This is a genomic window from Stenotrophomonas sp. TWI273, assembly GCF_039674765.1.
In the GTDB taxonomy this organism is placed as follows: domain Bacteria; phylum Pseudomonadota; class Gammaproteobacteria; order Xanthomonadales; family Xanthomonadaceae; genus Stenotrophomonas.
Window position 1 is genome coordinate 11980 of sequence record NZ_JBDJOA010000007.1, and the last position, 13271, is coordinate 25250.

Genomic DNA, 13271 nt, shown 5'->3' on the forward strand with positions numbered 1-13271 from the left:
CCGTCAGTCCAGGAACCGCGCCGCCTGCTCCGGTGTCGGCAGGAAACACGTGTCGTGACGACCGAACCACCGATACCGGTTGCGCGCCAGCGCGCGGTACGCGCGGTCGCGCAGCCTGCGGGGCAGCCAGCGCAGCACCTGCACTAGACGCCATGCACCGCCCAGGCCGGTCAGCACGCGGAGGATCGCATCGGTGTCCGTCCATGCGCGCCCCTGTTCAAGCAGCAGGAACGACGACGGATCCTCCGGATCCAGCCCGTGCGCCTGCAGCAGGGCGCGTCCGTGCACGCCCTGCATCGCAGCGAAGCGATAGCGGCCACGCGTATCAAAGCGCAGCAGGAACCGCACCCAGCGGTTGCACAGGGCGCAGACGCCGTCGAAGACGATGACCGCGTCGGCCGCGCCACTCACTGTCTGTCCAACGGTCAGGGTGCGATCCACGCCAGGGTCGCCATGCGGCCGGTGCGGCGGTCGCGCCGATGCGAATAGAACCGCTGCGGATCGGCCAGGGTGCAGTACTGCCCGCCGCTGATGTGTACCGGGTCCAACCCTGCCGATTGCAGCCGCCGGCGGGCCAACGCATACAGGTCCACCTTCCAGTGCCCGGGCCGGGTTGCCACGAAGGCCGTGGCAGCGCCTTCATCACGTTCCACGAACGCCTCGAACACGTCCTCGCCGATCTCATACAGCGCGGGCCCGGCCGCGGGGCCCAGCCAGGCCTGCAGCTGGGCGGCCGGGGTCTGCATGGCGGCCACGGTGGCCTCCAGCATGCCGTCGGCCAGCCCACGCCACCCGGCATGGGCGGCCCCGATCTCACCGCCCTCGCGGGCGGCGAAGACCACCGGGAGGCAGTCGGCGGTGAGGATCGCCAATACCACGCCCGCAACCGACGTCACGGCGGCATCGGCGGTGGGTTCAGCCTCCACGCCGATGGCCGTGGGCGGCGCGGTGAAGCGCCGCACGCCGGTGCCATGCACCTGGCGCAGCCAATGCGGCGCCGAGGGCAGGCCCAACCCGGGCACGAGCAGGTCGCGGTTGCGCTGCACCTGCGCCGGGTCATCGCCCTCGGCGGCGTAGCGGTTGCCCATGTTGAACTGGTCGAACGGCGGCACCGAACCGCCCGCGCCGTAGCGCAGGGTGGTCAGCGCATGGACCCCGGTCGGGGCCTGCCAGTCGGCGCGCAGCACGGGCACGGTGGGCTCCATCAGCGACGGTTGCGTTCCTGCTCGGCGAAGCGCTTGCTGTCTTCGCGCAGGGCGTGCAGCAGCGCCTGCATGTCGGCCGGCGGCGGCGCACTGTTGGTGATCTTCTCGCCGGTGATCGGGTGCACGAACTCCAGCGTTTCGGCGTGCAGCGCCTGGCGCTTGAAGCCGCGCAGTTCGGCGACCAGCTCCTCGCTGGCGCCCTTGGGCAGTTTCAGCGCGCCGCCATACAGCTGATCGCCGATGATCGGGTGGCGCAGGTGCGCCATGTGCACGCGGATCTGGTGGGTACGGCCGGTTTCCAGGCGGCACTCCAGCGCGGTGTGCGCACGGAAACGCTCGCGCAGGCGGTAATGGGTGATCGCTTCCTTGCCGTCTTCGCGCACGGCCATGCGGATGCGATCGCGCGGGTGGCGGTCGATACCGGCGGTGGCGGTGCCGCCGGAGACCAGCGCACCCACCACCACGGCCAGGTACTGGCGATGCACTTCACGCGCCGAGAGCTGCTCGACCAGCGCGGTCTGCGCCTGGATCGTGCGGGCGATGACCATCACACCGCTGGTGTCCTTGTCCAGGCGGTGCACGATGCCCGCACGCGGCAGCACCGACAGCGACGGATCGCGGAACAGCAGCGCATTGACCAGGGTGCCGGTCGGGTTGCCCGCGCCGGGGTGGACCACCAGGCCGACCGGCTTGTTGATCACGAAGACATGCTCGTCCTCGTACAGGACCTCCAGCGGGATGTCCTCCGGCTCGGCATGGGTCTGGGTGTCGAGAACGACATGCAGGCTGGCCACCTCGCCGCCGCGCACCGGGTCGCGCCCGCGCACGGTGTCGCCGTCCAGCAGGACGTCGCCGGACTTGATCCACTCGGTCAGCTTGGACCGGGAGAATTCGGGGAACAGCTCGGCCAGGACGGCGTCGAAACGCCGGCCGGCAGCGGTATCGGGCACGATGGCCTGGCGGGGGGAATCGGAATCAGCAGGGGTATCGGACATGGGGGTACACCGCAATAGGGACAATTTTGGGGTCCGGGCGACCAGTTTCAGTCGCGGGACAGGCCACTAGGCTATCATCGACCCTTCGTATTCCAGCCGCGTCCCGCCCTGACCCCATGATCCGACGCTCCGTTATGCTGTCCGCGCCCGTCCGCCTCGCCGCCCTGATGCTGGTGCTGCTCTTCGTCGCCACCGGCTGTCACCGCGGTACCAAGGGCAAGAATCCGGATGAAGGCCTGCCGGTCGAAACGCTCTATGAGAAGAGCCACAAGCTCATGGAAGGGGGGAACTGGAGCGGTGCCGAAGCCAGCTTCCGCCGCCTGGTGGCCCAGTACCCGTATGGCCCGTATACCGAACAGGCCATGATCGAAAGCGCCTACGCGCAGTACAAGGCCGGCAAGCACGATGACGCGGTGTCCAGCGTGGACCGCTTCATCCGTACCTACCCGACCCACCGTAACATCGCCTACATGTACTACCTGCGCGGCCTGGCCAACGGCAACCGCGACACGGTCTTCCTGCGCCGCGTCTGGTCGCTGGACCCGAGCCGCCGTGACCTGTCGAGCCCGCGCCAGGCCTATGCCGATTTCACCATCGTCACCGAGCGCTACCCGAACAGCCGCTACGCCGCCGATGCGCGCCAGCGGATGATCGCCCTGCGCGACGTGTTCGCCCAGTACGAGCTGGACAACGCCCTGTACTACCTGCGCCGCGAGGCGTACGTCTCGGCCGCTGGCCGCGCCAACTTCCTGCTGGAGAACTACCCGCAGAGCGCGTTCCAGTACGACGCCGTGGCCGCCCTGGGCGAGGCCTACACCCACCTGGGCAACAAGACCCTGGCCGACGATGCCCGCCGCGTGCTCGAGCTGAACCAGCCCGACCACCCCTGGCTGCAGGGCAAGTGGCCGAAGTACCCGTGGATGGTCCGCAAGCTGAACCCGTTTGCCGGCGAGAAGTCCGCCAGTACCGGCGAACGCAACGCCACGATGAACCGCAAATAATAGAAAAGGCCCCGAAAGGGGCCTTTTTTATTCCCCGGCGGCGACGCCGGTAGAGCCGACCGGCTGGCGTCTCAGCCCTTGTACCCATTGCTGATCGGGTACCGCCGCTCACGCCCGAACGCCCGGCGCGAGACCTTCGGCCCCGGGGCGGCCTGGTGGCGCTTCCACTCGCTGGTGCGCACCAGGCGCAGCACACGGTCCACCACCTCGGCGGCATAGCCTGCGGCCACGATCTCCTCGCGCGACTGCTCCTGGTCCACATAGCGGTACAGGATGCCATCGAGCACATCGTAGGCCGGCAGCGAGTCCTGGTCGGTCTGGTTGGCGCGCAGCTCGGCCGAGGGGGGGCGGGAAATCACCGCCGGCGGGATCACCGGAGCGCCGCCCACGGTATTGCGCCACTTGGAGAGCCCGAACACCTCCGTCTTGTACAGGTCCTTGAGCGGGGCGTAGCCACCGCACATGTCCCCGTAGATGGTCGCGTAGCCCACCGCGTACTCGCTCTTGTTGCCGGTGGTCAGCAGCAGCCCGCCGAACTTGTTGGAGAGCGCCATCAGGATCACACCACGGCTGCGCGACTGCAGGTTCTCTTCCGTCACATCCGCCGCCTGCCCCTCGAACATCGGGCCGAGCGCGGCCATCAGCCCCTCGAACACCGGCTCGATCGAGACCGCTTCCAGTTTCACGCCCAGCGCGCGGCACTGCTCGGCCGCCAGGTCGTTGGACATATCCGCCGTGTAGCGCGAGGGCAGCCGCACCGCGGTGACATTGGCCGCGCCCAGCGCGTCCACCGCCATCGCCAGCACCAGGGCCGAATCGATGCCGCCGGACAGGCCCAGCCAGACCTTCTTGAAGCCGTTCTTGCGGCAGTAATCCTGGATCCCGCGGGTCACCGCGCGCCAGGCCAGTGCATCCATGCTCTCGTCGCCATCGTCGATCCACTCGCGCGGCAGGAAGCGGCGGGTGCCGGCGTCGTAATCCACCACCAGCCACTGGTCGGTGAAGGCCGCAGCCGCCGGATGCACCGTGCCGTCGCCGTCAGCGACGACCGAGGCGCCATCGAACACCAGCGCGTCCTGCCCACCCACCACGTTGAGGTAGGCGATCGCCGCCCCGCTCTCGCGGGTACGCTCGGCCAGCAGCGCATCGCGCTGGGCATGCTTGCCACGCTCGTAGGGAGAAGCATTGGGCACCACCACCAGCTGCGCGCCCGCACGGACGGTATCGGCGAGCGGTTCGGCGAACCACAGGTCTTCGCAGACCAGCACGCCCACCGGCACGCCCTTCAGCTCGAACACGCAGCTGCCGCCGTCCGGATCGACATCGAAATAACGGCGCTCATCGAACACCGCGTAATTGGGCAGCTCGCGCTTGCGGTAGGTGTGTTCGACCTGGCCATCGCGCAGCACGCTGGCCGCGTTGTAGACCACCGCACCGGCGGCCTGGGGCCAACCGACCACGGCCGCGATGCCGGTGGTGGCTGCGGCGATGCGCTCCAGCGCCTGCTGGCAGTCGTACAGGAAGCCCGGCCGCAGCAGCAGATCCTCCGGCGGATAGCCGCTGATCGCCAGCTCGGGGAACACCACCAGCTCGGCACCGTACTCATCGCGCGCCTCGGCGATCATGGCGATGATGGTGTCGGTGTTCTGCGCCACTGCGCCAACCGGAAAATCAAACTGCGCCAGGGCAATGCGGAGCGACGTCATGGGGGTCCAGCCTGTAGGTGTACTGCGCTCATTGTAGTGCCGGCCGCTGGCCGGCAACCACCCCTTCGGCGGCCGCACGATGAGGAGCCCGCCAGCGGCCGGCACTACGTGGCGTGCGTACCGGTCAACGGCTGGTACCCACCAAGGTGGGGACCGCCTGAAACGCAGAAAGGCCGCCCGGAGGCGGCCTTTCTGTTTGATGCAGCCGACCAACGGTCGGCTCTACGGGCAGCTGACCAACGGTCAGCTCTACCCGCGCGTCGGCCGCGGGTGCGGCCGGCGGCTTATTTGACCAGCTTGGCGATGGCAGCGCCCAGGTCGCCCGGCGAGCGGACGGTGACAACACCGGCTGCTTCCATGGCGGCGAACTTGCCTTCGGCAGTGCCCTTGCCGCCCGATGCGATCGCACCGGCGTGGCCCATGCGCTTGCCGGCCGGAGCCGAGGCGCCCGCGATGAAACCGACGACCGGCTTCTTCACGTGGTTCTTGATGTACTCGGCACCGGCTTCTTCAGCGTCGCCGCCGATTTCGCCGACCATGATGATGCCCAGGGTCTGCGGATCTTCGTTGAACAGCTTGAGGCAGTCGACGAAGTTCAGGCCGTTGATCGGGTCACCACCGATGCCGATGCAGGTGGACTGGCCCAGGCCGACTTCGGTGGTCTGCTTGACCGCTTCGTAGGTCAGGGTGCCCGAGCGCGACACGATGCCGATCTTGCCCGGCATGTGGATGTGGCCCGGCATGATGCCGATCTTGCACTCGCCCGGGGTGATCACGCCGGGGCAGTTCGGGCCGACCAGCACGGTGTCCGGATGGGCACGGGTCAGCACGTTCTTGACGCGCAGCATGTCCAGCACCGGAATGCCTTCGGTGATGCACACGATGACCTGGATGCCGGCAGCGGCCGCTTCCAGGATCGCGTCAGCCGCGTACGGCGGCGGCACGTAGATGACCGAGGCGTTGGCGCCGGTGCTCTGCACGGCGTCGGCAACGGTGTTGAAGACCGGCAGATCGATGTGGGTGGTGCCGCCCTTGCCGGGGGTCACGCCGCCAACAACCTGGGTGCCGTACTCGATCATCTGAGTGGCGTGGAAGGTACCCTGCTGGCCGGTGAAGCCCTGCACGATCACCTTGGTGTTCTTATTGATCAAAACTGACATTGGATTTCCTTCGGTGTCGGATCAGGCGGCGGCTTTGACAGCAGCGACGACCTTCTTGGCACCGTCGTTGATGTTGTCGGCCGGGATGATGGCCATGCCGCTGTCACGCAGCAGCTGCTTGCCTTCTTCCACGTTGGTGCCTTCCAGGCGCACCACGACCGGAACCTTGACGCCCACTTCCTTGACCGCGGCGATGATGCCTTCGGCAATCATGTCGCAGCGGACGATGCCGCCGAAGATGTTGACGAAGATGCCTTCGACCTTGTCCGAGGACAGGATCAGCTTGAACGCTTCGATGACGCGCTGCTTGTTCGCACCGCCGCCCACGTCCAGGAAGTTCGCCGGCTCGCCGCCGTTGAGCTTGATGACGTCCATGGTGGCCATGGCCAGGCCGGCGCCGTTGACCATGCAGCCGATGTTGCCGTCCATGGTGACGTAGTTGATGTCCAGCTCCGAAGCGGTCACTTCGGTTTCGTCTTCCTGGGTCTTGTCGCGCATGGCAACCAGCGCCTTCTGACGGAACGCGGCGTTGTCGTCGCTGTCGAACTTGCCGTCCAGCGCGTACAGGTTGCCGTCGTCCAGGATGGCCAGCGGGTTGATTTCAACCAGGGCCAGGTCCTTTTCGTTGAACAGGCGGTACAGGTTCACCATGATGCTGGCGAACTGGCCGGCCTGCTTGGCGGTCAGGCCCAGCTTGAAGCCGAAATCACGGCCGTGGTAACCCTGCACGCCTTCAACGAAATCAACGTTGAGCGAGTGGATCAGCTCGGGGGTTTCAGCGGCGACCTGCTCGATCTCCACGCCGCCTTCCGAAGAAGCGATGTAGGTGATGGTCTTGGTGCCACGGTCAACCAGCACCGACAGGTACAGTTCCTTGACGATCTCACCGGCGGTGGTCACCAGCACCAGGTTGACCGGCAGTTCAACGCCTGCGGTCTGGTAGGTGGCCATCTTGGTGCCGAGCATCTTGGCCGCAGCGGCCTTCACGTCGTCGGTGGTCTTGCAGAACTTGACGCCGCCAGCCTTGCCGCGGCCGCCAGCGTGGATCTGCGCCTTGACCATCCAGGGGCCCTGGCCCAGGGCGTTGGCAGCGTCAACCGCTTCGTCCGGGGTAGCCGCGACCTTGCCGGCCGGAACGGGAATGCCGTACTCGGCAAGCAGCTGTTTTGACTGGTATTCGTGGAAATTCATGCGTCACCGTGGGAATAGGAACGACCGCACGCATCTCCAAGGCTCCCTCACGGGGGCGCCGGTAAGGACCGCGGCGGGCCCACTATTGTGGACGACCCGGCGCGCGGGCGCAAAGAAGTCAGTCCCAAGACACGCGCGGGGAGGCGTTTCCGGCGCAATTTCAGACAGTTGCGGCAGCGGCCGGAAACGGCCACCCGGGCCCCCTGTGGCACGGCCGCGCAGCTGGCCGGCGCCCGCGCACCGCCCGGCCTTCACACGCCCCGCCCCCGCCGCCTGCCCCCAAACCCGGCCGGACCCCCTACACTGCCCCCATGCCAGAAGGGGAGTTCCGGCGTGTCACCCAGTGCTTCATTGATCGACCGCATCGAATCGATACCGCGGCGCGAGCTGTATTTCTTCGCGCTGTACCGCCTGCTGATGGCCACCGTCATCGGCGCGCTGCTGTTCAGCCCGCTGAGCGGTCTGGTCGGCACCGCGGACCACCCGACGCTGGCGACCATCGTGGCCAGCGGCTACCTGGTGGTGGCCGTGCTGGTGCTGCTGTTCGGGCGCAACGAGCGCTGGCTGCGCACCATCGTGGTGTGGAGCGTGGCCGCCGACATCATCGCCGCCACCCTGCTCGCCCACGCCCTGCCGGGCGCCAGCGCGGGCATCTCGATGTCGCTGCTGTTCAACATCGCCGCCGCCGCGACCCTGCTGCCGCTGGGCATGGGGCTGGGCCTGGCCGCTGCCGCCAGCACCGCCACCGCCGGCGAGTACCTCTGGAAGCAGCTCGAAGGCGGCGACCCGACCCGCACCCTGGCCGAGCTGGCCATGTTCGTCACCAGCTATCTGGCCATCGCCTTCATCAGCTACCAGGTTGGCAACCGCGCCCGCATGAACCAGCAGCTGGCCAACCAGCGCGGCGATGAAGTGGCCAACCTGTTCCAGATCAACGAGCTGATCATCCGCCGCATGCGCACCGGCGTGATCGTGGTGGACGGCGCCAACCGCATCACCCTGGCCAACGAAGCCGCCTCCACCCTGCTCGGCGATGCCGACGGCAACAGTGGCAGCGGCAAGCTGGAACTGGGCAGTGCCTCGCCCGAGCTGAGCCGCCGGCTGCTGCGCTGGCGCAACGGCTGGACCAACGAAGAAATGCCCCTGCAGCTCTCGCCGGACCAGCCCGAAGTGCAGCCACGCTTTGCCCGCCTGCTGGCCGGCAGCGACCTCACCCTGGTGTTCCTGGATGATTCCACCGTGGTCTCGCGGCGTGCCGAGTCCTTGACGCTCTCGGCGATGGGGCGCTTCTCGGCCAGCCTGGCCCATGAGATCCGCAACCCGCTGGCGGCAATCAACTACGCCGCCCAGCTGCTGGAAGAATCCACCGATATCGGCGACACCGACCGCCGCCTGCTGCAGATCATCAACCAGCAGTGCCAGCGCACCAACGGCATCGTCGAAAGCGTGCTCGGGCTGGCCCGGCGCGAGCGTGCCAACCCGGAGAACGTGGATCTGGCCTCGTTCGTGCGCCGCTTCGTGCTGGAGTACAAACAGGTCCTGTCGCTGGAAACCGACAGCGTGGAGCCGATCATCAGCGAGACCTCGGTGCACGCCCTGGTCGATCCGCGCCACCTGCATCAGATCCTCACCGTGCTGGTGCACAACGCGCTCAAGTACGGCCGCGTGGCCGAAGAGCCGGCGCGCGTGCGGCTGCGCGTGGCGCGCCAGGACCGCACCGCCATCATCGATGTGATGGACCGCGGCCCGGGCATTCCCGAGACGGTTGCCAGCCAGTTGTTCCGCCCGTTCTTCACCACCTCCGAGCACGGCACCGGGCTGGGCCTGTATATCGCCCGCGAACTGTGCCGCGCCAACCAGGCACGGCTGGAATACGTCTCGGTGCCCGCCGGCGGTGCGTGTTTCCGGCTGGTGCTGGCCGGTCCCCACACGATGATGGCCGGATGAGCCGCGCACACCCGGACGCCACCGTCAAACATTTGTCGCCAACGACCGCCCTCGGCTATCTTCCTTCCTTATGAATGACACCCGCAGCGCCCTCGTCGTCGATGACGAGCGTGACATCCGCGAACTGCTGGTACTGACCCTGGGCCGCATGGGCCTGCGCATCAGCACCGCAGCCAACCTCGCCGAAGCCCGTGAACTGCTGGCCAGCAATCCGTACGACCTGTGCATCACCGACATGCGGCTGCCCGATGGCAACGGCATCGAGCTGGTCACCGAGATCGCACAGCACTACCCGCGCACACCGGTGGCGATGATCACCGCGTTCGGCAGCATGGACCTGGCGGTGGAAGCGCTGAAGGCCGGCGCCTTCGATTTCGTCAGCAAGCCGGTCGACATCTCGGTGCTGCGCGGCCTGGTCAAGCACGCACTGGAACTCAACAACACCGAGCGCGCCGCGCCCGCGCCGCTCGCCCCGGAACAGGCCGCACGCCTGCTCGGCGATTCGCCCTCGATGGATGTGCTGCGCGCCACCATCGGCAAGGTCGCGCGCAGCCAGGCGCCGGTCTACATCCTTGGCGAATCCGGCGTCGGCAAGGAACTGGTCGCCCGCACCATCCACGCGCAAAGCGCGCGCGCCCCCGGCGCCTTCGTGCCGGTCAACTGCGGCGCGATTCCGTCCGAACTGATGGAAAGCGAGTTCTTCGGCCACAAGAAGGGCAGCTTCAGCGGCGCGCACGCGGACAAGCCCGGCCTGTTCCAGGCCGCGCACGGCGGCACCCTGTTCCTGGATGAAGTGGCCGAGCTGCCCCTGCAGATGCAGGTCAAACTGCTGCGCGCGATCCAGGAGAAATCGATCCGTCCGGTCGGTGCCGCCACCGAAGTGCCAGTGGACGTACGCATCCTTTCCGCCACGCACAAGGACCTGGGCGAACTGGTTGAAGACGGCCGCTTCCGCCACGATCTGTACTACCGCATCAACGTGATCGAACTGCGCGTGCCACCGCTGCGCGAACGCCGCAGCGACCTGCCCGCGCTGGCCGCCTCGATCCTGGCCCGGCTGGCCCGCACCCACGGCCGCCCGACCCCGCTGCTGGCGCCCTCGGCGCTGGAAGCCCTGGCCCAGTACCACTTCCCCGGCAACGTGCGCGAACTGGAGAACATCCTCGAGCGCGCCTTGGCCCTGGCCGAGGAAGACCGCATCGGTGCCAGCGACCTGCGCCTGCCCCAGCACGCCCCACGCTTCGGCGCCGGCAATGCGCCGCCCACCCAGGAAGAAGCGGTGGTCGATCTGCCGACCGGCAATGGCGCCCTGCCCTCCTACATCGAGCAGATGGAGCGCACCGCGATCCAGAAGGCGCTGGAAGAAAACCGCTGGAACAAGACGCGTACTGCGGCGCAGCTGGGCATCACCTTCCGCGCACTGCGGTACAAGCTGAAAAAGCTAGGCATGGAGTAGCGCCACCCCATGGGTGGCTGCTTTGGATCCACCACCCCAGAAACCAAAAGGCCCGCTTGCGCGGGCCTTTTCTCATCTGCGGACGCCGCTCAATCCTTGGTCACACGATTGATCTCCGCCAGACCGGTCACCCCGGCCGCGGCCTTGATCAACGCGGATTGACGCAGATCGTTCACCCCGGCCAGCTGCGCGGCCTCGGCGATCTGCAGCGCATTGCCACCGGCCAGCACGATCGTCGAGATCTCATCGGTCATCGGCATCACCTGGTACAGACCGGTACGGCCCTTGTAACCCTCTGTGCACTCATCGCAGCCGACCGGCTCGAACAGCGTGATCCCCGTATCCAGCTGCGCCTGGGTGAAACCCTCGGCCAGCAGCGCATTGGCCGGCAGTTCCACCGGGCGCTTGCAGTTGTTGCACAGCCGGCGCGCCAGGCGCTGGGCGATCACCAACGTCACCGAGCTGGTGATGTTGTACGGCGCGATGCCCATGTTCATCAGGCGCGCGATGGTCTGCGGCGCATCGTTGGTATGCAGCGTGGAGAGCACCATGTGGCCCGTCTGCGCCGCCTTGATCGCGATCTCCGCCGTTTCCAGGTCGCGGATTTCGCCGACCATGATGATGTCCGGATCCTGGCGCAGGAACGAGCGCAGCGCCGCGGCGAAGGTCATGCCGCGCTTCACGTTCTGCTGCACCTGGTTGACGCCGGGCAGACGGATTTCCACCGGGTCTTCGGCGGTGGAGATGTTGCGCGTTTCATCGTTGAGGATGCCCAGCGCGGTGTACAGCGAGACCGTCTTACCCGAGCCGGTCGGCCCGGTGACCAGCACCATGCCATACGGCTTGTGGATCGCATCCAGGAACAGCTTCTGCTGCGCCGGCTCGTAACCGAGCTTGTCGATGCCCAGCTTGGCGGCGCTGCCATCGAGGATACGCAGCACCACCTTCTCGCCGAACAGGGTCGGCAGCGTGCTGACGCGGAAATCGATCTGGCGGGTCTTGGAGAGGTTGAGCTTGATGCGCCCATCCTGCGGCACGCGCTTTTCGGCGATATCCAGCTGCGCCATCACCTTCAGGCGCGCGGCGATGCGCTGGTTGAGCTTGACCGGGGCCTTGGCCACGTTCTTGAGCAGACCATCGATGCGCAGGCGCACGCGGTAGTCGTCTTCGTAGGGTTCGAAGTGGATGTCCGAGGCGCCTTTGCGGATGGCGTCCACGAGGACTTTGTTGACGAACTTTACGACCGGGGTGTCGTCGCCTTTGGCGTCGATGCCGGAGTCGCTGATACCGCCTTCTTCGTCGCCCGCGGAGACGTCGAGATCGGACATCCCCTCCTCGTCAGCGCCTAGCGCCGAGCCAAGCGTGTCCTGCTTGGACTGCCACTGCTCCAGCGTACGGCGGATCTGGTCCTCATCGACCAGGATCGGCTCCACCACCAGATTGGTGTGAAACTTGATCTCGTCCAGCGAATGGGTCGGGTTGCTGGTACCGACAAACAGCCTGCCACCGCGCTTGAACAGCGGAAGCACATGATGCTTGCGCAGCAGCTCCTCGCTGACCAGACCCATGGCATTCTGATTGTTATCGAACACCGACACATCCAGCAGCGGCATGCCGAACTCGAGGGAGTTCGCTGCGGCGAGTTGGGCGCTGGTGACCACCCTCTTCTCGGCAAACCACTGCGGCAGTGGCTGCTTGGCAGCACCTGCCTTTGCCATGGCTTCGCGGGCGACGGCCTCTTCTAGAACGCCGTCTTGAACGAGGCGGCGTGCGATGCCAGTGATGCCTACGAGGTTTGCGGTGGTTACGGCATTCATATCAATCCTTCTCTTCGATGGCCGCATCGAACGACCACGCGGCTCACGGATGAGCCCTGTGCTTTGTCGCACCCCGTCTCGCCAATCATGAACGCGGAGCAGGAATCTGAGGCGCCGCGTCATGATAGCGCTGCCGACGTAAGTCAAACATCACTAAGGCGCCTACTGCCAGGTCAGCAGCCAGTGGGGCGGACGCGCACCTCAAAGGCGCTTCCGTCGCAAGACCAGATGCCCTCTATGCTCCTGCGAAGGAGAAGATCCTTTCCATTCGCAGTACCGGCGCCCTTCACCGTGCAGAGAATAGACCCCACTCCGGAATCACTGAATTGTGCAGCTACCGCTGAACAATGCACGCTTCGCGTGAGCCCTAGGTAGCCAGGCGTCACTACTGCTGGGCTGAGGCCTTCCACAATGACCGCTTCCACCAGAGTTTTCCCGGGATGCATGTCCGCAAGTGCGGCAGCGACCTGGGTTCTTGCGATGTACGCAGGAAATGCTTGGATCGCAATCGCGGCTAGGATCGCGATGATGGCAACAACGATCATCAATTCGATGAGTGTGAAGCCTTTTTTCTTGTTCATGACTCCCCCTGGCCCAAGCAATCCCCATTGCTTCGCTAAACGCTCTCAGCGTTGGACTTTAGAAAATGGCTCGTCTTGCGAAAAACTAAAACCTCGAATCCAAGTTTGCCCACTTCTGCTTGGGTCCTAAGCACAAGGCCCGCATAAAGCGGGCCTTGTGTGGCTTCTTCAGTACCCGACGTCAGATGACTGTCTGCCGAGTTGCCGAACGT

Annotated in this window: 11 protein-coding genes; 3 read left to right on the forward strand and 8 right to left on the reverse strand. The window is 66.3% G+C overall.

Annotated features, from left to right (window positions below; genetic code table 11):
- Window positions 1-3 precede the first annotated feature (3 nt).
- From ABE571_RS11380 to rluD, 3 genes are read right to left on the reverse strand one after another with little or no spacing between them, the layout of a single operon-like run.
- Window positions 4-429, reverse strand: coding sequence for a thiol-disulfide oxidoreductase DCC family protein (locus ABE571_RS11380; protein WP_346493779.1), 426 nt, complete (start codon window positions 427-429; stop codon window positions 4-6).
- Window positions 426-1205 (reverse strand): peptidoglycan editing factor PgeF, encoded by a 780-nt coding sequence (gene pgeF, locus ABE571_RS11385; protein WP_346493736.1) that lies wholly within the window; start codon window positions 1203-1205, stop codon window positions 426-428. The genes ABE571_RS11380 and pgeF overlap by 4 nt, the downstream gene beginning before the upstream one ends.
- Window positions 1205-2200: a 23S rRNA pseudouridine(1911/1915/1917) synthase RluD gene (gene rluD / locus ABE571_RS11390; RefSeq protein ID WP_123730367.1), complete on the reverse strand. Its 996-nt coding sequence runs from the start codon at window positions 2198-2200 to the stop codon at window positions 1205-1207. Before rluD ends, pgeF begins: the two co-directional genes overlap by 1 nt.
- 116 nt (window positions 2201-2316) lie before the next feature.
- Here rluD and ABE571_RS11395 point away from each other — a divergent pair, with 116 nt between their 5' ends.
- Window positions 2317-3201 carry an outer membrane protein assembly factor BamD gene (locus tag ABE571_RS11395; RefSeq protein WP_088433876.1) on the forward strand — a complete coding sequence of 295 codons (885 nt, stop codon included), beginning with the start codon at window positions 2317-2319 and terminating at the stop codon, window positions 3199-3201.
- Between the two features lie 71 nt (window positions 3202-3272).
- Here ABE571_RS11395 and ABE571_RS11400 read toward each other — a convergent pair whose 3' ends face one another.
- From ABE571_RS11400 to sucC, 3 genes are all read right to left on the reverse strand, one after another.
- Window positions 3273-4907, reverse strand: a complete 1635-nt coding sequence (locus ABE571_RS11400; RefSeq protein WP_313213006.1) for an NAD+ synthase — start codon at window positions 4905-4907, stop codon at window positions 3273-3275.
- 284 nt (window positions 4908-5191) lie between these two features.
- Complete coding sequence (sucD, locus tag ABE571_RS11405; RefSeq protein WP_137190155.1) at window positions 5192-6067, reverse strand: succinate--CoA ligase subunit alpha; 876 nt, start codon at window positions 6065-6067, stop codon at window positions 5192-5194.
- A 21-nt stretch (window positions 6068-6088) separates the two neighbouring features.
- Window positions 6089-7258 (reverse strand): ADP-forming succinate--CoA ligase subunit beta, encoded by a 1170-nt coding sequence (gene sucC / locus ABE571_RS11410; RefSeq protein ID WP_313210085.1) that lies wholly within the window; start codon window positions 7256-7258, stop codon window positions 6089-6091.
- Between the two features lie 333 nt (window positions 7259-7591).
- On the opposite strand from sucC, the gene ABE571_RS11415 reads away from it, so the two are divergent.
- Window positions 7592-9205 (forward strand): ATP-binding protein, encoded by a 1614-nt coding sequence (locus tag ABE571_RS11415; RefSeq protein WP_346466641.1) that lies wholly within the window; start codon window positions 7592-7594, stop codon window positions 9203-9205.
- A gap of 70 nt (window positions 9206-9275) precedes the next feature.
- Window positions 9276-10661: a sigma-54 dependent transcriptional regulator gene (locus ABE571_RS11420; RefSeq protein ID WP_346493737.1), complete on the forward strand. Its 1386-nt coding sequence runs from the start codon at window positions 9276-9278 to the stop codon at window positions 10659-10661.
- An 89-nt stretch (window positions 10662-10750) separates the two neighbouring features.
- Here the strand turns inward: ABE571_RS11420 and pilB are convergent, their stop codons facing one another.
- Window positions 10751-12478, reverse strand: coding sequence for a type IV-A pilus assembly ATPase PilB (gene pilB / locus ABE571_RS11425; protein WP_346493738.1), 1728 nt, complete (start codon window positions 12476-12478; stop codon window positions 10751-10753).
- A gap of 173 nt (window positions 12479-12651) precedes the next feature.
- On the reverse strand, window positions 12652-13059 hold the full coding sequence (locus ABE571_RS11430) for a pilin (RefSeq protein WP_346493739.1): 408 nt from the start codon (window positions 13057-13059) through the stop codon (window positions 12652-12654).
- Window positions 13060-13271: the final 212 nt, after the last annotated feature.

Coding starts and splice junctions, on each gene's coding strand:
- pilB (WP_346493738.1), bottom strand. CDS start 12,478: ATGAATGCCGTAACCACCGCAAACCTCGTAGGCATCACTGGCATCGCA.
- ABE571_RS11420 (WP_346493737.1), top strand. CDS start 9,276: ATGAATGACACCCGCAGCGCCCTCGTCGTCGATGACGAGCGTGACATC.
- ABE571_RS11400 (WP_313213006.1), bottom strand. CDS start 4,907: ATGACGTCGCTCCGCATTGCCCTGGCGCAGTTTGATTTTCCGGTTGGC.
- ABE571_RS11395 (WP_088433876.1), top strand. CDS start 2,317: ATGATCCGACGCTCCGTTATGCTGTCCGCGCCCGTCCGCCTCGCCGCC.
- pgeF (WP_346493736.1), bottom strand. CDS start 1,205: ATGGAGCCCACCGTGCCCGTGCTGCGCGCCGACTGGCAGGCCCCGACC.
- sucC (WP_313210085.1), bottom strand. CDS start 7,258: ATGAATTTCCACGAATACCAGTCAAAACAGCTGCTTGCCGAGTACGGC.
- sucD (WP_137190155.1), bottom strand. CDS start 6,067: ATGTCAGTTTTGATCAATAAGAACACCAAGGTGATCGTGCAGGGCTTC.
- rluD (WP_123730367.1), bottom strand. CDS start 2,200: ATGTCCGATACCCCTGCTGATTCCGATTCCCCCCGCCAGGCCATCGTG.
- ABE571_RS11430 (WP_346493739.1), bottom strand. CDS start 13,059: ATGAACAAGAAAAAAGGCTTCACACTCATCGAATTGATGATCGTTGTT.